This window comes from Micrococcus sp. PSi08, from assembly GCF_054960655.1.
Window position 1 is genome coordinate 22,939 of the sequence record NZ_JBHNYP010000019.1, and the last position, 23,689, is coordinate 46,627.

Sequence of the window (23,689 nt, forward strand, 5' to 3'; positions counted from 1 at the left end):
TGGGATACTCTGTGACCATGCGCACGCCCTCGTCGAACCCTCGCCCCACCAGGCGCACTGGCGGTCGCCCGTCCAAGGGAGACCGCTTCAGCGTGACCACCAAGCTCCCCCGGTCCTACGAGCAGAAACTGCACGCCCGCGTGGACTACCGGGGCGAGACCGTCACCGACTATGTCGCATCCCTGATCCTGGCCGACCTCGACGCCAACGAGGTCCCCGAGTCGAACGGACAGGAGGCCTTCGACGTGAAGATCGCCTGAGCATGCAAGAAGGCGGCCCCGCGCCAACGGAACCGCCTTCTTGCGACTAGCACCCCGCCAAGGGTGCCTGTCTGAAGATTTCAGTTGTTCGAGAGCTGCTTCTCACTCGCCAGTGAAGCTCTCGATCTCGGGTGGATCCCCGCCAAGGGATCCGGCTCTGTCCCTCCCTGGAAGGAGGTACGTCGCTCTTGTCGTGCCCAAGTCTACCCAAAATCCCTCTCCGCGACACGTCCCCCCTCCCGTCGGCCGTGTCCTCGGCGCCGTGCCTGGGGGAGTCCACCCTCGCCCGACTGCTGCGCCATCGCCAGAAACCAGCCCGGCCCGTGCGGGGTCGGATCACGAATCCGTGTCGTCAGAACTGGCGCCGGCCCTCGCGTGCCCGGGAGGGCGACATCGACGTGATCTTGGCCGCGGTGCCCGCCGGCTCCCGGCGTCTGGAGCACCTGGGCGACGCCGTTCCCGCCCTGCGGGCACTACCTGCCTGGCAGGACCTCTCCCGGATCCGTCGGCGGCTGATGGAATCTCTGGTGGGTGCGCTGGCGGCCTGCGCGGACTGGTCGAAGATGATCTCCCGTCCCGGGCACAAGCGCCTGGCGAAGATGATCGGCCGGAGCGCCTCGACGGTGACCGCGGCCATCGCCTGGCTGATGCGACACGGGGTGATCGGACGCGTCGCCGCCGGACGCTCTGCCGCCTACGCGACCCCGGACGAGCGTGGCAAGCGGATCAACGAGGCGGCGGTCTACGTGCTGTGCTGCACCGCCCACCTGGACGTGGAGAAGATCCTCGCCAGGCACCGTGCCGACGCCGCGGCCGAAGCACGGGAGCGTGCAGGTCAGCGTCGGATCCGTGGGGCTGTGGAGAAAAACTGGCACCCTTCCTCGCTAGAGGATTCACTTACTAGAACTCGTAGAGGAACCACGCACGCGCGCGACCGCGGACTCGTCGAGCTCTGGCCCTGCAACCGCGCAGTGGCCACCCGTCGTCAGCAGCTGGCCGCCGCCCGCACCGTCCAGGATCGCGCTCTGGGTCTGCGCGTGCTCTCGGCCCGGGACGTCCGCTCGCTGATCCGTCCCTTCCTCGAGGCCGGCTGGACCCCGGCCGACCTTCTCCACGCCCTGGACCACACCCCCCAGGGCGCGCACCGGCTCCACAGCCTGGACGCCGGCCAGGACACCGCTCGAGCTCGCGGCTACCTGCGGTGGCGCCTGGAGCACTGGAAGGACCCCGGCGGGCTCGTGCTCGCCTCAGCCTCTGCCCGAGCTCGTGAGCGGGCGGAGGCGGCGCGCGAGGCGATGCACCGGGATCGCCAGGCGGATGCGCGAGCGCGCGCGGCGGCCGCGGGAGTGGAGTCTCCGGCTCGAATCGCGGCCCTGGCGGCCATGCGGATGCTGTTCCGGCAAGGTGGCGCGGAGCGTGACAGCCTTGAGGCGGCCCACCTCACCGCCTAAACTGACCTCAGATCAACTTAGAAGGGACATCGGGGGACCGCCCCAGCCTTCTACCCCGTGAAGACCTCTACCCACGCGAGCGGAGACACGCCCCATGCGCACCCTTAAAGGCCTTGCGGCCCTGCTGGCCCTGACCGCCCTGGTGGTCGGCATCCCCGCCGCCCTGATCCTGCTGGTCGGCAACCCCATCCCCAGCACTGCCGAGCTCCAGCAGGCCCTGACCGGCATCGACTTCGGCGGCACGTTCCTGATGGGCACCGTGCTGCCCCTGATCGCGTGGGGCTTCTGGGCCTCCTTCGTCTACTCGCTCGTGGTCGAGGTGATCAGCCTCATCCGCCGCGTCGAGACCCCCAACCTGGGCGGAGCGCTGCGCCCGCAGCAGGCCCTGGCCGGCGCGCTGATCGCCGCCGTGCTCGCTCTCGGCGGTGGCAGCCCCGCCCTCGCCCTGACCCCACAGGACACCGCCTCCGCTCCCGCCGCCGTCGCCATGGCCCAGGAGGGCCAGACCACCCAGGACACCCCGGCCGCCGCGGGGGAGCGGACCTACACCGTGCAGGAGGGAGACACGCTCTGGGGCATCGCCCGGGACGAGCTGGGCCAGGGCAGCCGGTGGGGCGAGCTCGCCGAGCAGATGCGCTCCACGCCCCAGGCCGACGGCCAGACCCTCACCGATCCCGACCTCATCATGACCGGCTGGACCGTGGAGCTGCCCGACGGCCCCACCGGCGCCGGCTCCACCTCCGCGACACCGTCCCCCTCCCAGCAGGCACCCGCCCCGGCGCAGACCGGCACGGACGCCCAGCCGGCCCCCGCACCGGCGGCGCCGAGCCAGCCCGCCGAACAGCCCGCCCCCGCTCCTGCGGCCCCCTCCGCATCGGCGTCGGCCGAACCCTCCGCCCCTGCCGACGACTCGGCCACGCCGGCCCCCGAGGCGGCCGCCGCCCCGAGCGCCGCCTCGGACTCCACGCCGGCCCAGGACGCGCAGCACCCGCTGCCCGGCGAGGCCGTGTCTGCGGCACCCTCCACGGCCCCCGCCGAGCAGGAGGGCCCCTCCGCCGTCCCCGGCGGCGCGTTCACGCAGACCGCGCCGGCCCCCGCCGATCTGTCCTCCCACCAGGAGCAGGCTGCCCCGGAGGAGGTCCCCGCATGGGCCACTATCGGCGGCATCGGCGCCTTCGCCGCGGCCGGACTGCTGGGCATCGTCGGCCTGCGCCGCCAGCTCCAGCGCCGCCGCCGCCAGCCCGGCCAGTCCGTCCCCATGCCCGAGGAGCAGACCGCGCAGCTGGAGACCCAGCTGCGCGTGGTCGCCGAGCCCGAGCAGGCTGAGGAGCTCGACGTCGTCCAGCGCTGGCTGGCCCGTTGGGCCCACGAGAACGGCCAGGACCTGCCTGAGCTGTTCCTCGTGCGCGTCTCGCCCGAGCAGATCGCCCTCTACCTCATGGCCCCCGCGCAGCTGCCCGAGCCCTTCGTGGCCGAGACCGACGACGGCGTCGTCTGGACGCTGGCCTCCGGCTCCATCGACATCGACCCCGACCTGCCCGCTGCCCCCTACCCCTCGCTGGTCACCGTCGGCCAGGACGACACTCGCTCCCAGGTCCTGCTCGACCTCGAGCGTCTGGGCACCCTCGGCATCGACGGCGACCCCCAGCTGACCACCCAGGTCCTCGATGCCATGGCCGTGGAGCTGGCCACCTCCAGCTGGTCCGAGAACGTCACCATCACGCTCGTCGGAGTCGCCGACGGCCTGGCCAAGGTCGTCAGCGACGGCCGCGTCCGCCAGATCGACGACCTGGACCAGCTGATCGGCCAGCTCGACGGCAAGGCCAAGGACATCCGCCGCGCCCTCGACGAGCAGGACGCCGCCACCCTCGACCAGGCCCGCGCCGCCAACCAGGAAGAGGCCTTCGGCCCCGAGATCGTCCTGCTGGGCCTGGAGCCCACCCCCGCCCAGGCTCGTCGCCTCACCGACCTGGCCGGCGCCATCCCGCGGCTGGGCATCGCCGCGGTCACCACCGCCAACCCCCTGGCCTCCGACTGGATCCTGAACCTCGAGGACGAGGACCACGCCGACCTGCTCCCGGTCAATCAGCACCTGCGCCCGCAGAAGATCACCCCCGAGGAGGGCGAGCGGATCAAGGAGCTGCTGGCCACCGCCCTGGAGGACCCCCGCTCCACCGGCCGTGGGACGACCGCCACGATCGACATCAACACCGTCCTGGACGAGCGCCCCCACCTCAGCGCGGTGGCCGATCTCGAGGAGATGCTCCACGAGGAGGAGAACACCCAGGACCTGCCCCTGACCCCCGAGCCTGCGGTCCCCGCCGCTGAGACCGCCGAGGACGAGACCGATCCGGCCGAGGAGAACGAGGAGGACGTGCTCGCCGCCCAGGCCGCCCGCCACACCCCGACCCCTGCGCCCGCCCCGCACGACACCATGGACGAGGACGAGGACGAGGAGAGCCAGGACCAGGCCGCGGCGGCCGCCGTGCCGACCGAGCCCGAGGACATCACCCCCGAGGCCCAGGACCAGACCCCGGCCGTCGTCGCAGTCACCGAGACCGCAGGACCCGCCGAGACTGCCCCCGAGCCCGAGCCCGAGCCCGAGCCCGAGCCCGAGCCCGAGCCCGAGCCCGAGCCCGAGCCCGAGCCGGCCGCGACCGCCGAGCCGGCGCAGCAGGAGGCGGCCACCGATCTCCACGACACGTCCCCCGCGGAGGACGAGGACGAGAAGGACGCCGCCCCCGAGCAGCTGGCCTCGACCGACCCGCAGAAGCAGATCGACCTGGACGCCGCACACCTGCTGGAGCAGGCCACCACCCAGGCCCCGATGATCCTGATGCTCGGCGAGCTCAAGCTCGTCGGCGCCCAGGGCCAGGCCCCCGTCACCGCGGCCACCGGCGAGGTCTCGACGACCCAGACCGCCCGCTGCGTCGCCCTGGCCGCCTACCTGGCCCTGCACCCCGGCGCGAGCGCCGAGGCCGTCCACGCCGCGTTCTGGCCCACCCAGCGCTCCGACGGCAAGTCCGCCTCCAGCAACCGCAACAAGCTCACCGGCCAGACCCGCCGCCTGCTCGGCCAGGCCGCGGACGGCACCCCCTACCTGCCCGCCGTGGGCAGCGAGGGCTACCGCGTCCACGAGGACGTGCTCACCGACTGGCAGGTCGTGCAGTCCCTGATCGGCGATGACCCCGTGAAGGCCTCCACCCCCGCCCTGGTCGCCGCCATGCGTCTGGTGAGGGGAGTGCCCTTCGAGCACGCCAAAGCCTCCAACGTCGCCTGGACCGAGACCCTGGCCCAGGAGATGGTCCAGACCATCTGCGACGCCGCCCACGAGCTCGTGGCCCGCTCCCTGGCCGCCGGCCACCGCGAGCACGCCCAGCTGGCCGCCCGCGTCGGCCGCGCGATCGACCCCGCCAACGAGGCCGCCTGGCGCGACGCTCTGGTCACCGAGGCCGCCGCCGGCAACCACACCGAGGTCACCCGCCTGATCGAGAAGCTCTACTCCTACCTGGAGTCCTTCGAGGAGGACCTCGAGCCCGAGGTGGAGACCACCGCCCTGATCGAGGAGCTGCGGGCCCATGGCTACCGTGTCGCCTGATCTCCACGACACGTCCCCCGCGGCCACCGACCCCGCGCCGGCGCCCTACACGGTGCCGCCGCGGACGGTGCGCACCCTGATCGGCCCCGGCGGGGCCCTGGCTGCCCTGCTGGGCATCGCCGGCGCCGCGGTCGCCGGGCTGCCCGTGCTCATGGTCCACGCCGCGCTCGCCCTGATCGCCCTGGCCTGCCTGGGCATCTACATGGCGCGCGTGGACCGGGCCCACCGGCTCATCCCGAACTGGGCCGTGGCCGCCCTGGGCGCCATCAACCTCGGCGCCGCGGTGGGGCTGCTGGTCACCGGATACGGCGCCTGGGCCCTCCAGGGGCTGGTGGTCACCGTGATCGCCGCCGTCGTGCTGATGGTGATGCACCTGATCGGCGGCACCGGCATGGGCGACGTCAAGCTCGTCACCGTGGCCGCCCTGGCCACCGGTGTCCACGGCCCCGGTGCCTGGGTGCTGGCCATCCTGGCCAGCTACGTGCTCGCCGCCCTGTTCGGCGCGGTCCCGGCCCTGCTGCGCGGCCAGCGCAAGACCCGCGTGCCCATGGCCCCGTACCTCGTCGCCGGGCACGTGCTCGCCTTGCTCGCCGTCCTGGGCTACCTGGCATCCTGACCAGGTGCCCCGCACCTTCTCCGCCCGCGACCGCCGTGCGCTGACCGGCCTGCTCACCGCCGGGCTCAAGCACGCCCAGCTCGACGACCTCACCGCGGCCCACCCTGTTCCCGGCGACCCCGGCCACGACTCCGGCAAGGCCGGTCGCGTGGGCCTGATCGTGGCCACCTGGCTCGCCAGCGGCGACCACACCGGACTCACCAGCGCCCTCGAGCTGCTCGAGACCGCCAAGCTGCCCCCGGCCCGCCACGCCGACCTCGCCCGCCTGCAACGGAAGGCCGGCCTGGACTCCACGCCACAACCCACGCCAGAAGCCGAGCCAGAAGGCACCCTCGCCGCGGATGGTGCGACGGAGTCGCCGCTGCCGGCCGCGCCGGCCGAGGAAGCGGCGCCGCCCGCATCTCCGCGACACGTCCCCCTGGTCCTCCTCCAGGACCTAGCCGAGGACCACCCCGCGGTCCAGGCCCTGCTGGCCGCCGGCCTCGAGGTCGGGCACCTCGAGCACACCTCGACGATCCCCGCCGACGCGTTGCTGCTGCACCCGGCGCATGAAAGCTGACCCCGGAACGGGGAGGGACATCAGCGCCGGATGCCGGCCTTATGGGAAGTGAGGGCCGGCCACGGCCCCGACCATCTCCCTGACCGAGGAGCACCCATGTACACGATCTACACCAGCCCCGGCTGCGGCCCCTGCATGACCGTGAAGGCCCACCTGCGCGCCCACAAGATCCCGCACACCCTCGTCGACGTCTCCCAGGACCCCGCGGCCGTCGAGAAGCTGCGCAAGATGGGCTACTCCAGCGCGCCGGTCACCGTGGACGAGGCCACCGGGGAGCACTGGCACGGCTACCTCCCCGACCGCTACGCCTCCCCGGCCCCAGAGGCCGCGCCGGCCGCCGACATGCAGGCCACGATCGACCTGGGCCCCGTCGAGGCCGGAGAGCACGTGCTCTGGGACCCCCACCAGGGTCACCTGCTGATCATCGGCGACCGCGACAGCGGCAAGAGCGTGATCCAGCGCGGGATCATGGAGACCGCGGTCTCCGTGGGCTGGCAGGCCTGGGGCCTGGGCCTGCCCGGGGAGCTGGACAAGGTCGAGGACCATCGGTACGCGCAGGTGGTCACCGCCGACGTCAGCGACCAGCTCGAGCGCATCCGTGCCGCCAGCGAGCTGATGCGCGAGCGCTACCACCTGGTGGAGGTCGCCTCCCTCGCCAAGGAGCACCCCGAGCCCTTCCAGCCCATCGTGCTCGTCCTGGACGACTACGCCCATCTGCGCCAGCGCTGGGCCGACCTCGCCCCGGCCGGGGAACACGAGGCCGACGTCGCCGAGAACCTCCTGCTGGGCATCCACCGCCTGGGCCGCTCCGTCGGCATCCACCTGTCCGTCTCCTGCCGCGGCATCGCCCACCACCTGGGCCAGACCATGGCCGCCGGCTCCACCGTGGTGCACACCTCGCTCTGGCGCAGCTCCCTGGAGACGGAGATGGCCCATGCCAGGTGACCGTCGCCGCCTGGCCCGCCACCGCAGCCGCCACTGCGGCGCCCACACCCTGGCCGCCGAGCTCGCCCTGCTGGCCCACGCCGGCCAACCGACCCCGGACGGCGACACCGACGATCTCCACGACACGTCCCCGCCTGCGGTGCTGCCCGGCCAGCTCGACGCGCTGGACCTGCTCCCTACCGAGGAGGCTTAGCGCAATGTAGGGTTGCCCTAACTGTCAGATCGACCGGAGGTCCCCATGGCCTACTCCAACCGCGAGCGTCCCGGAGGGCGCGCTGGCCTGCGCGACAACACCCCCACCACGTTCCGCCCCGTGGCCTACCGCAACCTCGCCGCCCGCAAGAACCTGTGGGCGGACTACACCACGGGCCGGGGCGTGTTGGACAACGGGCAGGCGGTGCCGCCGAAGATCGGCCCCCGTCGGAAGAACCCGAACCTCACCGACATGCTCGACACTGCGGCCGCCGTCGGTGTGGACCGGATCTTCTTCACGGGCAAGACCCCGGTGGCCACGCCGGGCAAGCGCCACTGGCTGCTGGTGCAGACTCCCGGCTGGATCGACGGAGGACACAACCTCGGCTCCCCGGCCACCGGCCGTTTCGAGCACCGCCAGACCGGCAAGCGCATGCTGGTGCAGTTCGTCTCCGGGTGGTTCGGCGACGCCCCGCTGAGCCCGGATCAGGCCCGCCTGGCCTGGCAGGCCACCGAAGGCATCATCGGTGCGCACTTCCGCGGAGCCAAGCTCATGGACAGCCCCACCGCCACCGGCGCCAACCTCTGGGCCCTGACCCTGCCGAAGAACCTCGAGCCGTACCCGCTGACCGAGGACATCGCCGAGGAGCTGCACCGCACCTCCGGCCAGCACCACGTCGAGCACCTCGTGGCCGGATCCTCCTCGGACACTCACCCGGACTGCATCCCCCTGCACGACCCGGCGAAGACCCCCAAGATCGACGGCTTCGCCTACGTCGACGGCCGCTTCATGTACGGAGCCATGTGCAGTGAGCTGGGCATCGGCCCCGGGTACCGGCTGCGCCGCGACGACACCGCGGACATGCTCCGGGAGAACCCCTACGCCCGCGCTCGCGTGCACGTGCAGTTCAAGGTCCCCGACACCTGGGACCACATCGGCCTGATCGGCGTCCAGCACGAGAAGGCTTCCGAGGGCTGGTACTGGCCCAACCGCCCCGGCGCCACCGGGAGCGCCTGGATCGACGCCGCCGAGTTCTTCGTCGCCGCCCGCCACGGCTGGCAGCTGGACCCCATCGAGTCCGTCGCGTTCACCACCGATGTCCCCGGCGCCCGCGACCGCGACCGGCGCGTGCGTGCACGCCCGCTGGACACCTGGAAGGACAACCTGGTCAAGGCTCGCGCCGCCGTCGCCGGCGACCCGCTGATGGACGAGATCATCAAGACCGCCGTCTCCGCGGCACTGCGTTCGATCCTGATCAACACGATCGGCAACTTCGCGGCCCGCGGGCGCGTGCAGACCCACATCACCTTCGACCCCAAGGAGGTCCCGGCCAACGCCCCCGACGTCAAGCAGCACGGCAAGGCCTTCATCTGGACCACCAAGCCGCGCTTCGACGGCCAGGCTCAGCGCTACTACCACCCCGAGTTCGCCGTGCAGGTCTGGGGCCGGGCCCGGGCGCGCATGCTCTCCGGACCCATGGCCGGTGGCCTCCAGGGCGGGGCCCTGCACGTGCCGGCCCACACCCTGCTGGGCGTGCGCGGCGACGCGATCTACACCACCGAGGTCCCCGCTTGGTCCCTGACCGAGGAGCGTGGCGGCGGCGATGACGGCCGGGTGGGACGCATGCGCCTCCAGGGCTACGTCCCCGGACCGCTGAAGATTCCCGCCGACGAGACCGCCCGCAACAGGCTGCGTGCCAAGGCCGCGCGCCTGGGCGTGGACGCCGCCTACTCCGAATACGAGATGCAGGCCGCCCCCGTCGACGGGACGGACTACCTGCCCGGCGACGACGAGCAGGAGGCCGACGGTGAGTGACCCGGCACAGCTGAGCCCCGCCGAGCTCGTCACCCGGGTGCGCTCGGCCTACGGACTCACCTGGGCCGAACTCGGCGCGGCCATGAACCGCTCCCCGCGCATGATGCAGAAGATCGCCCGCGGGGAGACCTCGGGCGAGTCCTACCGGGACGCGCTGACCGAGCTACACGAGACCGGCGCCGTCTCCAAGGCACCCCGACGTCGGCGCAACGCCGCCGGCAAGATCGTGCCCGTGCGAGCCAAGCGAGGTGCCAAGAAGCCCACCGTGGTCCCCAAGGACACCCGGCGCGGGCCCTCCCTGACCCGCCACTCCACCACGACCACCCACCTGCCCGACGGCAACCGCATCGTGCGGATCCAGCTGCCCAAGACCGTCGGATCGCCCGAGCGCGGGGCCGGCCTGCACGCGGCCCGCATGTCCATCGTCAACGTCGCCCGCGGCGCCCGCCACCAGGACAAGCGCGTGCACATCCGCGCCACCGTGGACATCGGCGGCGGCCGCACCCGCACCTTCGACGTCGGCTCCAAGGGCGGCTACCTGGCCGCCGACGTCGTCTCCGACGTGCGCGACCGCAACGGCGGGGACATGGGCGGCTGGATCGCCTCCCAGATGGGCGACCGCTACGCCCGCGACGCCGTCACGCAGGGCCAGCTGGTGGGGCTGTCCGTGACCAGCTTCAACGCCGTGCGCTCCAAGGAGGAGCGCGTGGCCCAGGACGAGGCCGGCGCCCGCCGGTGGGGACGACGAGGAGGACGCACCCGATGGGGATGAATCAGCACGAGAAGCCGGCCCCGCCGGCACGCCGGTGGGGCGAGGCCCTGGACCCCCACGCCCACCAGGGCCCCTACCGGCCCCCCGCAGCACTGCTGGACATCCTCGCCCGCGCGGCTGGGGCCAATTCCTACGAGACGGCCACCACCGCCGTGCGCAACCGCGCGGCCAGTGCGGCCACCGAGCTGCACGAGGCGGGCCTGGACCCGCGCGTGATCGGCCTGATCGCCGAGCCGCGGGTCAACGAGCTGCTGGGCGTGGCCGAGCGCTCGGCCCGCTCCCTGCGCCAGCGCGACCACCAGTTCCCCGAGCCGGTCACCCGCGGACGGCTCTGGTGCGAGGCCGACGTCGTCGACTACTTGGCCTTCAAGCACGAGACCTCCCCGCGACCCCGGGCCCTGCGCAGCGCCCGTGTGGCCCAGCGCGAGAAGGGCACGCAGATCCGCTCCTAAACTGCGGCCATGGAGTACCTCTTCGAGAACATGGCCGGCGTCTGCCCGCACTGCCAGGCCTACGCGGCCATGGACCCTGAGTCCCGCATTGAGATCTACCCGAGGTACGCGCATCTCGACGAGGAGCCGTACCGGCCCTCGCCGACGAACGACTCTCCGCCGCCGACCTCGGGGGCGCGAGAGATCGTGGTGATGCAGTGCCACCGCTGCGAGCAGCCTGTCACCGTCATGGACACATGGTCCGAGCACCAGTGGGATGAAGGCACGGAGCCACGCCGGCTCTCCCGCACGCTGGTCTACCCGCTCGCCGCGGTCCGCCACCTGCCCGAGGAGGCGCCGGAGAAGATGCGCTCGCTCTACCGGGAGGCCAGCCTGTGTGAGAGCGCGGGAGCTCTGCGCGCCGCTGGCGTGCTCTACCGCGCGGCCACCGAGGAGATGGTCGAGGACCAGGGCGGCACCGGCCGGGACCTCAAGGCCAAGATCAACAGCCTGACCCCGCGGCTGGACGCGGAGCTGCTGGAGGACCTGCACGAGTCCCGCCTCGTGGGCAACGACAGCATCCATGTCGGCGTGCAGTACGCCGCCGAGGAGATCGCCGACGTCGCCGAGCTGCTCTGGGAGGCCGCCTTCGTCCTCTACGAGCAGCCGGCCCAGAAGGCCAGCATGCGCGCGGCACGCAAGGCCCGCCACGACGCCGCCCGCGGCCCGCGCGCGGCGTCGTGATCCCGGTCTACGAGCCGCCGGCCTTCCGCAGCCCCGAGGAGGTCCACTCCGCGCTCTACCAGGACGCCCCCTACGTGCGGGTCATGCTCCCCGACCGGGGACGGGTCGATGCGATGGCTGCCCGCTGGTCGAGCACCCATGTGCTGATCGCCTGGGAGGAGGCGCCCAGCACCGAACGGTTGCAGGCATGGGTGCCCGCTGGGTGGGTCACCCGCATTCGGGCAGAAGAATCGGCCTGGCGCGCCCCCTACGGGCGCACGCACGGCTAGGGTGTGTCTGAGAAACCGTCCAGTCGGGTATACCCACTAGGCGCATGTGTCAGAGCCAGTTGGGTGCTGCCGGACAGAGGTGCCAGGGTGCGATCTTGCTTGACAGGGTTGCCCATCATCGCGCTCGACGGATTCGTCGATCCGGCCTTCTCCAACCGCGCGCTGGCTCGCTTACCCGTTGGGCTTGGCCTCGGATTCATGGACGTCATTCTGGAGTAGCGCGATGATCTGCTTTGCGGTTTCACTCCGGTGGTCCTGTGAGATGGGCCTGCTTCCGATCAGGTCGTTGACCCAGAGCCCGTCAGCAGCGAGCAGGGCGAGCGAGGTCATCTGGTCGCGCTCAGCTTCGTCTCGTTCGCTACGTCCGGTCCATCGGTCGATGAGGTCTTCCCAGATCGCCTTGTGCTGGGTGTGCTGGCTGTCGAGAATCAGCTGGAACTCGGCGCGGGAGGCGGCTGTCGAACAAGTGAGTATGTAGGCGGTCAGGCGCTCCATCGGCGTTGCCTCAGCGGTCGGCTTTCCACAGGCGATCTCTAACTGCCGCTCCCAGCGATCAGCGAGTCTCTGGTGGATCGCAGCGATCAAGTCGTCTCGTGACGGGAAGTGGTAGATGATCCCGGCCCTGGTGATCCCTGCAGCGGCCGCGACAGAGTCAAACGTGACTGCTGTGATCCCGTCTTCCTCGATCACTTGGATCGCGGCGTCGAGGATCATGGTCTTCTTGCTCTCACGCACCATCATGCGCCCCTCCGATTGGTTCAGTGGTTTTCGGCGTACTCCATTGCCTCGCTGCCGCGCCCGTAAGCGCGGAGCAGCCGATTGGTCAGAGCGGCTCCACTAGCCAGCATGACAGCGAGGACGATCATCGTGACCAAATAGGCCGTGTCGTAGGCGGAGGTGGCGGCTGCGATCACGTCGAGATCTCCGTCGGCGATCCCGAGGGCATCGGCAATGCTCTCCCCCGCTGCGGCGGGAGTGCCATCCGGGAGTCGGACGACTGTGGCGTAGACGAAGGTCAGGAGGCTCCCGAGGAGTGCTACAGCCGAGAGGGAGCCCATCTCATAGGAGACTTCTTCGATCGAGGCCGCCATGCCGGCCTTTCGCGGAGGCGCGTTGCCCATAATGGCGGCGGAAGCGACGGCGAAGGTGCCGCCCAGGCCGAAGCCGGTCACGATGAAGCTGACGACCAGCAGGGGTAGTGATCCGTTCGCAGAGGCCAGCACGGCGAGAGCTAGTCCTAGGGCGGCGATGGCGAGGCTGCCGGAGATAATGATCCGCAGGCCCACGATGTGCAGGATCGCGGCCCCTAGGACACCTGAGGGCAGGGCGCCAAGCGCGCTGGCTGCGACTAGCAGGCCTGCTTGCAGGGGGGTGAAGCCCTCGACGAGCTGGAAGCGCTGTGTGGTCGCGAGCTGGGCGCCAGCGATGGTGAACATCGCGAAGAAGGCTGCCAGAGAGCCGCCAGCGAAGGCGCGGTTGCGGAAGATGGAGAACTCGATGAGTGGTTCTTCCAATCGGCCCTGGCGTCGCACGAAGAGGACGAACCCGATGACTGCTGACGCCAGCGCCCCTGCGATCAGAACCCAGTTCTGTGGAATATGGGCCAGTTCCTTGATGACGAGCACGGTGCCCACCAGCCCGACCATCGCATAGAGGGATGAGACGAGATCCCACTTCTTCGACGGATCGGGATGGTTGTGCGGCGCGATGATTGCGGTCGCCACAAGTGCGATGGCAACAACGGGGACATTGATGAGGAAAACAGATCCCCACCAGAACCGTTCGAGAAGGGCGCCGCCGAGAATGGGTCCGAGCGCTGCCCCCGCGATCGACAGGCTCCCCCAGATGGCGATGGCGATGTTGCGCTCACGAGGATCGTCGAACGCGAGGCGGATCAGAGCAAGCGTGGCGGGCATCATCGCTGCGGCCCCCACAGCGAGGAGTGCCCTGGCGCCGATCAGGAAGGCAGGGTTGGGCGAGAATGCCGCTGCCAGTGATGCGGCACCGAAGATCCACAGGCCGACGACGAACATTCGGCGGTGGCCGATGCGATCGCCCAGTGTGCCTGCTCCCAAGAGGAGGCCAGCCATGACCAGGGGGTAGGCGTTGATGATCCACAGTGTCGAGGATCCGGACGCGCCGAGGTCTGCGGTCAACGTAGGCAAGGCGGTGTAGAGGATCGAATTGTCGAGGGTGATGAGTAGCAGGCCGGCCCCCACGGTCATGAGCAGCCACCACCGCCGCGGCGATGATCCAACGTCGTTCACTGTTGTACCCCTGTCCTCTGCCTGTAGTCGCATCAACGAAACTATACTAACAGGTTAGTAAAGTAAACGTCAACGCTCCGACAGAGGGATGCCTCACAATCCAGCTGGGTGTTCATTGCCCCATCCCGGCGTCAAGCCGGGTATACCCCTTTACACACTCCGTCCGCCCACGAGACCATCACGTCGAAGACGGTCTCAAACCGGGTCGTTAGACAGAAGTGTCGGGAGGTCTAAGACGTGGTTGGACAGACCGTGGGGTACGTGCGGGTGAGCTCGGCGGAACAGAACCTGGACCGTCAGCTCGAGGCGGTGGGGGAGTGCGACCGCATCTTTCAGGACAAGATCTCCGGCAGCTCCCGCGCCAAGCGCACCGGGTTGGCCGAGCTGATGAAGTACGTGCGGGAGGGGGACCTGGTGAAGGTCGCCTCGATGGACCGGCTGGGACGGGACACCCGGGATCTGTACGCGATCGTGGATGAGCTCACCGACAAGGGGTGCGCGGTGCAGTTCGTGTCCGAGCGCATCACCGTGGACAAGTCCGGCACCTCCCCGGTGGACGGGCTCATGCTGGGCATCCTGGCGGCGTTCGCTGAGTTCGAGCGCCGGCGGATCAAGGAGCGCCAGGCTGAGGGCATCGCCCTAGCCAAGGCCCGCGGCAAGTACGTGCAGGCCCCGAAGCTCTCTGATGCGGACGTGGAGCAGGCGCGCGTGATGATTCAGATGGGGATCCCGAAGGCCGAAGTGGCGCGCACGTTCGGGGTGAGCCGGCAGACCCTGTACACCTCGTTGCGCCGGCAAGCCTCAGACTGAACCCCATCCTCGGCCGCCGACACCACCTGGGTTTCTGCTTCAGTAAGCGGGCGCGGCCTTGTACAGGGATTCGGCGTCTTGGGCTGCGTGGACGCTGGCCCGGACGACGTCGTTCTTCATGTCCAGCACCCGCAGCTGGCCGTCGATCTCAGCGACGGCCTCGATCCGGCCGAAGGCATCCCCGTGGGCCTGGGCGTACTCGGCCAGGCCCCGCAGCTTGGGCAAGGCGTCGGCCAGGTGCGTGCCGTGGGGGTCCACGATGTCCGCGCGGATCGTGCCGTCCTGGTTGGCGTGGAAGAACACGAAGTCCGGGCGCAGGGCCTGCCACTGGCCGGCGCCGTCCTGGAACGGGATCGCCAAAGACTGCTTGGAGGCCCGGGAGGGGTTGCGGTACCAGCCCCGGAAGGAGGGCTCGGCGGCCTCGGAGTCCAGCACCTGCCGCTCCCAGGCGTTCAGATCCACAGGTACGGTGCCGTCCTCGGCGGCCATCAAATGCAGAGTGCGGGTCGGCAGAGGACGCTCGCTGCCATCAGGGAGGCGCTCCTGCTGGTCGGCCTGGGCCAACTTCGGGCGGGTCAGGTCCACACGTTCAGGCCGACGGGCCATCTCCCGCACCCGGTCATACACTGCCTGGCGCTCATCGGTCAGGCCGTTGATCTGCACGCGGTACTGGCTCAGCCAGTCCTGCACGAGCTTGTCGGCCTTGGCCTCCAGATCGGCGACGACCTCGGAGGTGCGGGCCAGGGAGGCGATGATGGTGTCTCCTTCGCGCAGGTCGAGATCCTCTTCGTCCTCGGGGACGATGTGATCGATGTAGGCCCCAGCGATCCAGCCGGTGAGGGTGCCGGCCGCCGCGGCCGCAGCCTCCTCGATGGCCCGGTCATCGGCCAGCAGCTCCAGGCTGGTGGTGCTCAGGGTTGTGGTTCCCAGCCGGCCGGTCAGCCGCTGGGCCGACAGGGTGAGCACATCCTGGCGGGCCGCGGCGATCTGCTCGGAGTACTGCACCCTGCATCCGTCCAGGAGCTTGCACATTGTGTGCGCGGCGGTCTTGATCGCCCCGGGCAGCAGCCCGTCGTGGGAGAGGGCGTTGGCCAGGATGTCCAGGCGCTTGAGCGGTTTGGTGGCTCCCCGGGGGATGGTCATCGAGGGCAGGGCGTCGAACACCGCCCACACGTCTTCTCCCACCGCCGGGTTCGGTGTCAGGGTGACCGGGTCGAACAGCACCCGCCGGGCGGATGCGCGGGCGGGGTCGGAAGTGGTGTCGTCCATGTCGGACTGTCCGCGCATCAAGGTCTGGGCGATGGCGGTGGAGGTGGTCTTGTCGAAGTGGGGCAGGAAGCAGTCGATGGAGTTGAGCACCTCGTTGCCCGGGATGCGTCGGGCCAGGGGGGTGCGGACCATCCGGCCCAGCAGCTGGTGGACGTAGGTGGCGTCCTTGTAGGTGCGGAAGGACATCAGCACCTCCGCCCTGGGGCAGTCCCAGCCGGTGGAGATCGCCTCCATGGCCAGCAGCACCCGGATGTGCGTGGTTTCCTGCACTCGCTGGGGGGCGATGTAGTTGACGATCTGGCCGGGCAGGTGCCGGTCGGTGTGGGTGCCGAAGACGTGGGCTATGTCCTGGGGCCGTAGCTCGGGCCACTCCTGGTGGATGACATCCAGGATTCGCGAGAGGTGCTCGTCGCTGGGTTTGTCGGCGACCTGCACGACCAGTAGCGGCACCACCGGGTTCGGTTCGTCCTGCTCGGCGGCGTAGGCGGCCCAGGCCCGGGTGGAAGCCTTCGTGCGGGCCACGGCCTCGCGCAGCAGCGTGGTGTCGAAGGCGCCGGCTTCCTCGGGGATGGTGAGGACCACATCGTCCTTGAGTAGCCCGGAGGCCTGCACGAGCGCGGGGTCGACCTGCACGGGGGAGAGCGCGTCCCGGTCGGTGGCATGGGCCATGGCCTGGGTGAAGCGTTCCACGGTGGCGGAGATCCCGAGCACGATCGGCATGGCCGGGGCCAGGGCGGTGCCGTTGATCAGGCGCTGGACGATGGTGGCCCGCTCCTGGTCGTTCTTCTTGGTGGTCTTCATGCCCCGGTGTGCCTCGTCCAGGATGAAGTACAGGGTTCGTCCGGGGGTGGCCACGGTGTTGGCGATGACGTCGTAGATGGTGCGCTGGGCCATGTCGGGGGCGGCCATTACCGGGGTGGCGGCGTTGGTGGGGTCCTGGGCCCCGCGCACCAGGCGGGCTCCTTCGCGCAGCTTCTGGGCGTTGAGGAAGTACACCTGGCCGGGGGCGAAGGTGGTCTCGGCGAAGGAGTTCTCCACGGTGCGCAGCCGACCGTCTAGCTCGGAGGATGCGGCATGGATCCGGGCGCGGGACTGATCATTCAGGTCCGGGTCGTCGGAGAACCAGAGCACGGTGGCCCCGGGGTCGGGGGCGATGTCCTCGGTGTACTGGTCGGAACCGAAGAACAGGGCCTCGATGATGGCCGCGGCCATCACCGTCTTGCCGGCCCCGGTGGCCGCGGCCAGGGAGAACTGGGACAGGACGCCGTCGTCCTGGTAGTTCTTCCTGGCTCGATGCAGCCGGTTCAGGACCTGCTCGACAGCCTGGGCCTGGTAGTCCTTGAGGGTGTAACGCATGGGGGTCAGGCCCTCCGGTTGATCTGGAAGTTGTGCAGGTAGGACTCGTACAGGCGCACCGCGGTGGTGTGTTCGGGCAGCTGTCGGGCCACGGACTGGAAGGCCACCTCGGAGTCGGTCACGATGAACGCCATCCCTACCTGGGGGTCAGCCTCCAGGGCGGCCAAGAACTCGGGGGCGTGGTCCATGTCCTCGAGTACCCCGTAGGTCTGAGCCACATCCCAGCCCCGTTCTGGAAGGCTGGAGATGATGCGACCGCGAGAGCCAGCCTTGAGCCAGAGCATCGGCGCAATCCGGGCGAAGGCACGGTTGCGGCGGACCTGCCGGGGCGCCTCATAGGTCAGCGTGAAGAACGCCGCGTTCTCCTCGAAGCCGTCGGCCATGGGGAACTCGTCAGTGAACTTGTACTCGCCCTTGATCGGGTCCCCGTCAGGGGTCTTCCCCGTGATGGCCGCAGTGACGCGGGGTTTGGTGACGTAGTCGCAGATGCCCCACTGCTCCCACTCCGCGTCACCGGGACGAAGCCCCTTCGCGCGTAGACCCTTCTGCTCCTCAGCGGACACCTCGTTGTTCGTCACGCTGATGCACTGACGATGACCGCCGTCCTGCTTGTTCAAGCGCATGACCGCGTGCGCCGTCGTGCCAGAGCCCGAGAAGAAGTCGAGGATGACGGCGTTGGGCTTGTCCTTCACGAAGAAGCGAAGAGTGTCCTCGACGGCATAGAGCGCCTTTGGGAACGGAAACTTGCGACCCGGCATAAGGCGACGCAGGAGGGACGAACCATGCTCGGAAGCGTTGTGTCCCTCGATCTTCCACTGGGTTGGCGCAAGTTGAAGACCGCTGTCTGCGTCAATGCGCACAGCCTCCACTGAGCCGTCTGGAGCGCGGCCGGTGATCTCGAAAGCAGGAGAGCAGACTTCTTTCCAAGCCCCTTCGGGGAGGTAGTTGATGACGTACCCGTAGTGGGTCTCACGTCCCACTCGCACACGTCCCTCGTCTAGGCGGCGCATGAGTTCCGGCCCACTGCACTGCCAGTTTCCCTCGGACTGATCGGTCCGAATAGGAAGAACGGTTGTTAGGCCCGGTCTGGCGGCAACAGTTCGTTCTCCCAAGGGAATCGGGTCCCCCGCTGCGACGACTTGCATTTTTTCGGGGTCGACGAAAATCGGATAGTAGAGACCCGGCCGGTCGGACCTGGCCGAGTGCGATCCGCGACGCATGAGGGAAGTCCATCCCGGCCCCTCGGGTTTCGAGGTCGAGGCGGCGATGGCGCCAGCCTGCCACCCTGGACCAAGGGGCAGACGTGCGGGCCCTGACTCGCCCAGCATGACGAAATAGATGTATTCGTCCGTGCGACGAAACGCCTTTCCTCGTGCAACCCCCTTGGGGTTGATGACACTTGAGACCATCTGGATACGAGCGTCGGGGAACGTCTGCTCGAGGAGCATTCCCAGGCGGAGATACTCCTTCTCGTCGATGGTGACGATTAGGACGGAGTCCTCAGGATTGAGGAGTTCACGGGCAACCTGGAGGCGGCGTTCCATGAAGGACAGCCACTTCGAGTGGCGGTAGTCGTCATCGGAGGCGACGTAGTCATTGTTGTACTTCCAGTCCTTCGCCCCGGTGTTGTAGGGCGGGTCAATGTAGACGCAGTCCACCTTGTGGCGGTGGGTGTATGTGAGCATCGCGAGGGCGTGGAAGTTCTCGGCGTTGATGACCGTGTGGAACGGCTTGTCCCCACCGTTTTCGACGCGGCCTGTCTCGACCAGGCCCGGGTAGATCGGGTCCTCGAAGCGGGCGACGACCACCAGGTCCTCGATTGCTGCTGTTGAGGTGGCCGGCTCGCGGACCTCGGGGTCGACGTCTGCTTCGGTCAGGTGGGCTTGCTTGCCATCTGGGGTGCGTTCGAGGTCGGTGACGACCCAGTGACGGGTGTCCCCGATGGTGAGGGTCCCCCGCGGGGGCAGCACGCGGACGGTGTCTCCGCGGCGTACGGGTCGGCCGGGCAGCTCGACGGCCTCGGGCTGGTGGCGCTCAAACACGAGACCAAACTGGTTGTGTCGGGTGAGCTGGCGGAACTCAGCTTCCAGGTCTGTGGCCAGCTGTGGGTCGGTCTTGCGGGCCTGGGCGAGCAGGTCAGTCAGTCGAGACACGGGTGTTCTTTCTTTGGGCCGAGTGGCATGGGGCGCTGTCCGCGCTGATCCTGCCCATCCTAGGGACCGGGGATCTCGTGCCGAGCAGGGGCTTCGCGCGAGCTTAGGATCAGCTGCGATGCGATTTCGCATCGCGTCATCCACTCGAGCAAGGAACTCGCCCATGTCACGACGCTCTCTGGCTTCTCTGGCCACTGCTGCTGTTTTCGTCGCCACCGCTGTCCTGGGGGGTGCGGGCCCGGCGGCGGCCGGCACTACGTATTCGGCCCCGTTGCGCACGGCTGTGGCGTCGTTGCCGGTGGCGGCGGAGAACAATGCCGGCTATGACCGGGCTGCCCAGTTCGGGGACTGGAAGGATGCGAACAGGGACTGCCAGAACACGCGGGCGGAGGTGTTGATCGCAGAGTCCAAGACCACCCCGAAGTTCACGACGGCCCGTAAGTGCACGGTGGCCACGGGCAAGTGGGTGAGCAGCTGGGATCTGCGTACGCACACGTCTGCTTCGACGGTGCAGATCGATCACATGGTGCCCGTGCATGAGGCGTGGGGCTCGGGAGCTCGGTACTGGACCAAGGCCAAGCGGGTGGCGTTCTACAACGACTTGGGGGATGCCCGGTCGCTGAGCGCGCAGACCTCGGCGTTGAACTCTGCCAAGCAGGCCCGCGGTCCGGAGCAGTGGCTGCCGCCGAAGAACCAGTGCCAGTACATCGCGGACTGGACCGCGGTGAAGATCCGCTGGGGGTTGAAGGCTGACGCCACGGAGAAGGCGTTCTTGGTGAAGAAGGCCGCCTCCTGCGCGAACACCACTCTGAAGGTGACCCGGTACTGAGGCTGCGCGGCCGCAATGGCGCCCATCCCCTGGCCGTTGACGGCTGCGGGTGTGGGCGTTGGTCCACCCGGGGGCTGGCTCGAGGACTTGTGTTCGTACCCATGTCTGTCACGGCCACCCCTGAGATCCACAAGCGAATCGTGGGCGTGTTGCGCTTTTACCTGCACGGCGAGGACGACTGAGACGGCGCCGAACTACCTGAACGGAGAACGACCATGACCGAGAGCACGGGTCTTGAACACGCGGTGCTGGATCCCGGGCAGACGCCCCTACACGCCCGCGTCCTCGAGAGGGGGTGCTGAGGATGTCGCGCGCACCGGGGCGCAGGAGTGGATCGCTGAACGTGGTCGATTGGGTGCTGGGGGTGTGCGGGGTGGTAGCTGCTTTCCGCGCTGTGGTTGCCCAAGATCGAGCACCACGGCCCGCTGACCCACTGCCCGATGATGTGGTGGCTGCTCGTGCGAAGGAGCTGCAAGAGAAGTGGGCGAGGAAGGGGAGATACAGAGCGGCGGTTATCACGTTGTTGGCCTCCGTGATAACGGCGGGGGGTGCTCTGCTGGCGGCGGCTGGCGCGACCGCCGACGAGCCTGCATGGGTAAAGGAGTCTGCTGTCCTTGCGGTCTTGGCGGCAACCAGCTTGCGGGTGCTGGCGAGTCTTCGCCCTACGGGATGGAAGCGGTTTCCGTGGTCCGCATGGGCGACGATCCTTTACGGGTCTCTGTGGCTACTGGTGATGGGCCTTGCGGCGGAGATGTGGTCTGCTCCGGGCTACATCCTCAGTACTCTCACTCCGTTGTTTCTGCTCGTCGCGGTGGTAGTGCAGGACAAGGCAACCATGAGGGGCCAGGCAGACGCTCCCGAGACCTTTCGAGAGATGATGGTGGATGCCATTCCGCAGAAGTGGCGGGACTAGGGCGCGGTCAGCACGGCGCCTGCGTGCGCGGGCACCAGCCCGTGGGCGGCGGCGTACTGGAAGCGCAGCATCTGGGCCAGGTGGGCCTGGGCTTGCATGAACGCGAGGACCTGAGCGGCGTCGGGCCGGTAGGCGGTGCCGTCGGCGGTCTGGGCGCGCACCATCTCGGGGCGGTCGTGGGCGACCCAGCGGGCCACCTCGGAATCTGTGCTCGGCAGGGACGTGGTCATCCGCCCTTGCCAGGACACCTGGATCATCAGGGACACCTCCACCCTTACGTTGATCTGACGTCAACATACTAGGTGGGCTGGCAAGTGGAGGGCAATAAGCTCTGGACGCGCGAAAGCGCCCCGCGAGGTTCCTGCGACTGTCAGATCAACGGGAAAGCGGGGCGCTTCTGGGGTCCAGTCTAGGCGACCAGCGCCGCCGGCGGGAAGGCGTCCGGGGTGTCGATGAACCGCCGCAGCACCTGGCAGCAGTGCCACCAATGACAGGCTGCGGTGCTCGCATGCGCGCGCTCGCTGTCTGTCACCACCTCGCTGGCCTCGGCCAGGGCGGCCTCCAGGTGCTCGACCTCGATGCTCATGGCTCCTCCGATCCGCGGGTGTCCTTCACCGTGGATAAGGCCGTCGCGCGGCCGTGATGTCCCTTCTGGGCGCCAGGCAGAGCGAAGCCCTCCCGGCGCGGAGGGGGGATGGCCAGGAGGGCTTCTAAGTCGCAGGCCCTACGGGATGGGCTCACGTTCGACCTGTGTAAACCGTAGCAGGGGCAGTGGTGACGGGGGGAGGGTTGTGGATAGGGGTTGCGGGTGTATGGAATGACGCGTATGGTTTGACGTGTATTGCTAGACCTACGTGAGGTGATTCTGTCGCCTCCAGATTGAGAGAGCACACCCATGACCACCTTCTACTACTCCGTCAACGAGATGGCTCGGCAAGCCGGCTTCACCTCGCCCTCCACCTGGACCCGCATCAAGAACGACCTGCGCGCCCCCGATGCCGTCATGGTCAGCAAGATCCAGGGCGCCGGCTGGACCCTGGACAGTTGGGAGGACGCCGCCAACAACGAGCTGCACACCCGTCGCGAGCCCCTGATGAAGGCCATCACCCGCCTGCGCCTCGAGGAGGAGGCCCTGCGTCAGGAGTACGGCGTGACCGACCAGGACGAGCCGGCCGACCAGAAGGCGGAGGGCTGAGCCATGAACGCTATCGAGCTGAAGTGCCGCCGAGAGGCCCTCGGTCTGTCCCGCGACGCCCTCGCCGACACCCTGGGTGTCGCGGAGAAGAGCATCACCCGCTGGGAGTTCGGCAAGAACCCGCCGCGGGACTGGTCCTGGATCGACTCGGCCATGACCCGCCTGGAGGACTACCGCGAGCGCCTCGTGGAGGAGCTGATCGCCGAGACCTTGCGCGTGCATGAGCAGGCCGGTGCCGCGCTGATGTTGACCTACGCTTCCCGCGGTTCCTTCTACAGGTGGTTGCCGGAGATGGAGGAGCCGGACATGGGTGATGGCATCGCGGTGATTCCCGTGGAGCTGCACCGGGCGGCCACCGCCGAGGCCGCGCGCCGGCTGCGGGTGAGCCATGGGCTGCACGCCGTGATCGAGGCTGTGCCCACTCCGCAGGAGCGTGAGGGGGCGGGCTCGTGAGCGTGCGTCGATGGGTCTCGAGCGTCGTCGCCGTGGTGGCCGCTCTGGGTGTGGCTGGCGCCGTCGGGGGTGGACATGTGCAGGGGGTCCAGGTGCCAGAGGTGAAGCTTCCCAAGGTGGCGCTGCCCAGCGGAGTGGAGCTGCCCTCACTCGGCGACACGTCCCCGACGCCGGCGGCCGGCCCGGTCGGGGGCCAGCTCGAGCAGCTGGCCCTGACCTCCGCGGCACCGGCCAGCGCCTACACGCGAGACGCGTTCGGCCAGCGCTGGGCGGACGTGGACCGCAACGGCTGTGACACCCGCAACGACGTGCTGCGGCGCGACCTGACACAGGTGCAGATCAAGCCCGGCACGCAGGGGTGCAAGGTGCTCTCCGGCCAGCTCGTGGACCCCTACAGCGGCGCTACGATCCCCTTCTCCTCCCAGGACTCCCAGGCCGTGCAGATCGACCACACGGTCTCCCTTGCCGATGCCTGGGCCTCCGGGGCGTGGGCGTGGGACGAGTCCCAGCGCACGGCGTTCGCCAACGACCCGGCGAATCTGCTGGCCGTGGATGGGCCGGCGAACAACTCGAAGTCGGATGCGACCGCGGCGGACTGGCTGCCGGACACCGTTGCGGGCCGATGTGAGCTCGTGGAGCACCAGGTGGTGGTGAAGGCCAAGTGGGGGCTGAGCGTCACCGAGCGCGAGCGCGCGGCGATGCGCAGGGTGTTGGCCTCCTGCCCGGCTGGGTGAGCGAGGCCGTAACGTGTCCGGGGGGTGGGTGACCATGCCCCTGAACGGATGGACGAT

At 69.2% G+C, this 23,689-nt stretch carries 24 protein-coding genes; 18 read left to right on the top strand and 6 right to left on the bottom strand.

Annotated features, from left to right (window positions below; translation table 11 throughout):
* Nucleotides 1-92: 92 nt before the first annotated feature.
* The 12 genes from ACFI33_RS07935 (at nucleotide 93) to ACFI33_RS07990 (ending at nucleotide 11,653) form a co-directional block, all read left to right on the top strand.
* The gene (locus tag ACFI33_RS07935) at nucleotides 93-260 is read left to right on the top strand and encodes a hypothetical protein (RefSeq protein ID WP_031943856.1); all 168 of its coding nucleotides are present in this window, start codon (nucleotides 93-95) and stop codon (nucleotides 258-260) included.
* A gap of 398 nt (nucleotides 261-658) precedes the next feature.
* Complete coding sequence (locus ACFI33_RS07940) at nucleotides 659-1,711, top strand: hypothetical protein (RefSeq protein WP_069941619.1); 1,053 nt, start codon at nucleotides 659-661, stop codon at nucleotides 1,709-1,711.
* 94 nt (nucleotides 1,712-1,805) lie between these two features.
* Nucleotides 1,806-5,309, top strand: coding sequence for a hypothetical protein (locus ACFI33_RS07945; protein WP_462623921.1), 3,504 nt, complete (start codon nucleotides 1,806-1,808; stop codon nucleotides 5,307-5,309).
* The gene (locus ACFI33_RS07950) at nucleotides 5,290-5,925 is read left to right on the top strand and encodes a prepilin peptidase (RefSeq protein WP_127434971.1); all 636 of its coding nucleotides are present in this window, start codon (nucleotides 5,290-5,292) and stop codon (nucleotides 5,923-5,925) included. Before ACFI33_RS07945 ends, ACFI33_RS07950 begins: the two co-directional genes overlap by 20 nt.
* Before the next feature lie 4 nt (nucleotides 5,926-5,929).
* Nucleotides 5,930-6,484: a hypothetical protein gene (locus ACFI33_RS07955; protein ID WP_069941616.1), complete on the top strand. Its 555-nt coding sequence runs from the start codon at nucleotides 5,930-5,932 to the stop codon at nucleotides 6,482-6,484.
* Between the two features lie 96 nt (nucleotides 6,485-6,580).
* Complete coding sequence (locus ACFI33_RS07960) at nucleotides 6,581-7,429, top strand: glutaredoxin domain-containing protein (protein WP_462623922.1); 849 nt, start codon at nucleotides 6,581-6,583, stop codon at nucleotides 7,427-7,429.
* Entirely contained in the window at nucleotides 7,419-7,622 is a 204-nt protein-coding gene (locus ACFI33_RS07965) for a hypothetical protein (protein WP_061867632.1), read from the top strand. Before ACFI33_RS07960 ends, ACFI33_RS07965 begins: the two co-directional genes overlap by 11 nt.
* A 45-nt stretch (nucleotides 7,623-7,667) precedes the next feature.
* Nucleotides 7,668-9,437 (top strand): hypothetical protein, encoded by a 1,770-nt coding sequence (locus ACFI33_RS07970; protein WP_069941614.1) that lies wholly within the window; start codon nucleotides 7,668-7,670, stop codon nucleotides 9,435-9,437.
* Nucleotides 9,430-10,209, top strand: a complete 780-nt coding sequence (locus tag ACFI33_RS07975) for a hypothetical protein (RefSeq protein WP_031943847.1) — start codon at nucleotides 9,430-9,432, stop codon at nucleotides 10,207-10,209. Before ACFI33_RS07970 ends, ACFI33_RS07975 begins: the two co-directional genes overlap by 8 nt.
* Nucleotides 10,200-10,661, top strand: coding sequence for a hypothetical protein (locus tag ACFI33_RS07980; protein ID WP_069941613.1), 462 nt, complete (start codon nucleotides 10,200-10,202; stop codon nucleotides 10,659-10,661). The genes ACFI33_RS07975 and ACFI33_RS07980 overlap by 10 nt, the downstream gene beginning before the upstream one ends.
* Before the next feature lie 9 nt (nucleotides 10,662-10,670).
* Complete coding sequence (locus tag ACFI33_RS07985; protein ID WP_069941612.1) at nucleotides 10,671-11,384, top strand: DUF4145 domain-containing protein; 714 nt, start codon at nucleotides 10,671-10,673, stop codon at nucleotides 11,382-11,384.
* Nucleotides 11,381-11,653, top strand: a complete 273-nt coding sequence (locus ACFI33_RS07990; protein ID WP_069941611.1) for a hypothetical protein — start codon at nucleotides 11,381-11,383, stop codon at nucleotides 11,651-11,653. Before ACFI33_RS07985 ends, ACFI33_RS07990 begins: the two co-directional genes overlap by 4 nt.
* Nucleotides 11,654-11,824: 171 nt before the next feature.
* Here the strand turns inward: ACFI33_RS07990 and ACFI33_RS07995 are convergent, their stop codons facing one another.
* The gene (locus ACFI33_RS07995; RefSeq protein ID WP_081339297.1) at nucleotides 11,825-12,394 is read right to left on the bottom strand and encodes a TetR/AcrR family transcriptional regulator; all 570 of its coding nucleotides are present in this window, start codon (nucleotides 12,392-12,394) and stop codon (nucleotides 11,825-11,827) included.
* A 17-nt stretch (nucleotides 12,395-12,411) separates the two neighbouring features.
* On the bottom strand, nucleotides 12,412-13,878 hold the full coding sequence (locus ACFI33_RS08000) for an MFS transporter (protein ID WP_104318915.1): 1,467 nt from the start codon (nucleotides 13,876-13,878) through the stop codon (nucleotides 12,412-12,414).
* Between the two features lie 279 nt (nucleotides 13,879-14,157).
* Between ACFI33_RS08000 and ACFI33_RS08005 the strand changes: the two genes are divergently transcribed.
* Entirely contained in the window at nucleotides 14,158-14,730 is a 573-nt protein-coding gene (locus ACFI33_RS08005; RefSeq protein ID WP_101966148.1) for a recombinase family protein, read from the top strand.
* Nucleotides 14,731-14,769: 39 nt separating this feature from the next.
* On the opposite strand, the gene ACFI33_RS08010 is transcribed toward ACFI33_RS08005, so the two are convergent.
* Entirely contained in the window at nucleotides 14,770-17,355 is a 2,586-nt protein-coding gene (locus ACFI33_RS08010) for a DEAD/DEAH box helicase (RefSeq protein WP_069941822.1), read from the bottom strand.
* A 5-nt stretch (nucleotides 17,356-17,360) separates the two neighbouring features.
* Nucleotides 17,361-19,508, bottom strand: coding sequence for a site-specific DNA-methyltransferase (locus ACFI33_RS08015; protein ID WP_069941823.1), 2,148 nt, complete (start codon nucleotides 19,506-19,508; stop codon nucleotides 17,361-17,363).
* A 391-nt stretch (nucleotides 19,509-19,899) separates the two neighbouring features.
* On the opposite strand from ACFI33_RS08015, the gene ACFI33_RS08020 reads away from it, so the two are divergent.
* On the top strand, nucleotides 19,900-20,337 hold the full coding sequence (locus ACFI33_RS08020) for an HNH endonuclease family protein (RefSeq protein WP_241247976.1): 438 nt from the start codon (nucleotides 19,900-19,902) through the stop codon (nucleotides 20,335-20,337).
* Nucleotides 20,338-20,785: 448 nt separating this feature from the next.
* Nucleotides 20,786-21,250 (top strand): hypothetical protein, encoded by a 465-nt coding sequence (locus ACFI33_RS08025; RefSeq protein WP_069941825.1) that lies wholly within the window; start codon nucleotides 20,786-20,788, stop codon nucleotides 21,248-21,250.
* On the opposite strand, the gene ACFI33_RS08030 is transcribed toward ACFI33_RS08025, so the two are convergent.
* Together ACFI33_RS08030 and ACFI33_RS08035 are read right to left on the bottom strand one after the other, a co-directional pair.
* The gene (locus ACFI33_RS08030; RefSeq protein ID WP_127435104.1) at nucleotides 21,247-21,507 is read right to left on the bottom strand and encodes a hypothetical protein; all 261 of its coding nucleotides are present in this window, start codon (nucleotides 21,505-21,507) and stop codon (nucleotides 21,247-21,249) included. The two genes, ACFI33_RS08025 and ACFI33_RS08030, sit on opposite strands and share 4 nt — an antisense overlap.
* 152 nt (nucleotides 21,508-21,659) lie before the next feature.
* Nucleotides 21,660-21,836 carry a hypothetical protein gene (locus tag ACFI33_RS08035; protein ID WP_160312128.1) on the bottom strand — a complete coding sequence of 59 codons (177 nt, stop codon included), beginning with the start codon at nucleotides 21,834-21,836 and terminating at the stop codon, nucleotides 21,660-21,662.
* Between the two features lie 309 nt (nucleotides 21,837-22,145).
* Between ACFI33_RS08035 and ACFI33_RS08040 the strand changes: the two genes are divergently transcribed.
* The 3 genes from ACFI33_RS08040 (at nucleotide 22,146) to ACFI33_RS08050 (ending at nucleotide 23,632) form a co-directional block, all read left to right on the top strand.
* Nucleotides 22,146-22,445 (top strand): hypothetical protein, encoded by a 300-nt coding sequence (locus tag ACFI33_RS08040; protein WP_031943823.1) that lies wholly within the window; start codon nucleotides 22,146-22,148, stop codon nucleotides 22,443-22,445.
* Between the two features lie 3 nt (nucleotides 22,446-22,448).
* On the top strand, nucleotides 22,449-22,898 hold the full coding sequence (locus ACFI33_RS08045) for a helix-turn-helix domain-containing protein (RefSeq protein WP_069941827.1): 450 nt from the start codon (nucleotides 22,449-22,451) through the stop codon (nucleotides 22,896-22,898).
* A gap of 101 nt (nucleotides 22,899-22,999) precedes the next feature.
* Nucleotides 23,000-23,632, top strand: coding sequence for an HNH endonuclease family protein (locus ACFI33_RS08050; RefSeq protein ID WP_240335751.1), 633 nt, complete (start codon nucleotides 23,000-23,002; stop codon nucleotides 23,630-23,632).
* Nucleotides 23,633-23,689: the final 57 nt, after the last annotated feature.

Bases quoted from the DNA above. Each gene is read 5' to 3' on its own strand.
- ACFI33_RS08000 (WP_104318915.1), bottom strand. From the start codon at position 13,878: ATGACCGTGGGGGCCGGCCTGCTACTCATCACCCTCGACAATTCGATC.
- ACFI33_RS08035 (WP_160312128.1), bottom strand. From the start codon at position 21,836: ATGAGCATCGAGGTCGAGCACCTGGAGGCCGCCCTGGCCGAGGCCAGC.
- ACFI33_RS08045 (WP_069941827.1), top strand. From the start codon at position 22,449: ATGAACGCTATCGAGCTGAAGTGCCGCCGAGAGGCCCTCGGTCTGTCC.
- ACFI33_RS07995 (WP_081339297.1), bottom strand. From the start codon at position 12,394: ATGATGGTGCGTGAGAGCAAGAAGACCATGATCCTCGACGCCGCGATC.
- ACFI33_RS07950 (WP_127434971.1), top strand. From the start codon at position 5,290: ATGGCTACCGTGTCGCCTGATCTCCACGACACGTCCCCCGCGGCCACC.
- ACFI33_RS07970 (WP_069941614.1), top strand. From the start codon at position 7,668: ATGGCCTACTCCAACCGCGAGCGTCCCGGAGGGCGCGCTGGCCTGCGC.
- ACFI33_RS08040 (WP_031943823.1), top strand. From the start codon at position 22,146: ATGACCACCTTCTACTACTCCGTCAACGAGATGGCTCGGCAAGCCGGC.
- ACFI33_RS07965 (WP_061867632.1), top strand. From the start codon at position 7,419: ATGCCAGGTGACCGTCGCCGCCTGGCCCGCCACCGCAGCCGCCACTGC.
- ACFI33_RS07945 (WP_462623921.1), top strand. From the start codon at position 1,806: ATGCGCACCCTTAAAGGCCTTGCGGCCCTGCTGGCCCTGACCGCCCTG.
- ACFI33_RS08010 (WP_069941822.1), bottom strand. From the start codon at position 17,355: ATGCGTTACACCCTCAAGGACTACCAGGCCCAGGCTGTCGAGCAGGTC.
- ACFI33_RS07960 (WP_462623922.1), top strand. From the start codon at position 6,581: ATGTACACGATCTACACCAGCCCCGGCTGCGGCCCCTGCATGACCGTG.
- ACFI33_RS07985 (WP_069941612.1), top strand. From the start codon at position 10,671: ATGGAGTACCTCTTCGAGAACATGGCCGGCGTCTGCCCGCACTGCCAG.
- ACFI33_RS08030 (WP_127435104.1), bottom strand. From the start codon at position 21,507: ATGATCCAGGTGTCCTGGCAAGGGCGGATGACCACGTCCCTGCCGAGC.
- ACFI33_RS07980 (WP_069941613.1), top strand. From the start codon at position 10,200: ATGGGGATGAATCAGCACGAGAAGCCGGCCCCGCCGGCACGCCGGTGG.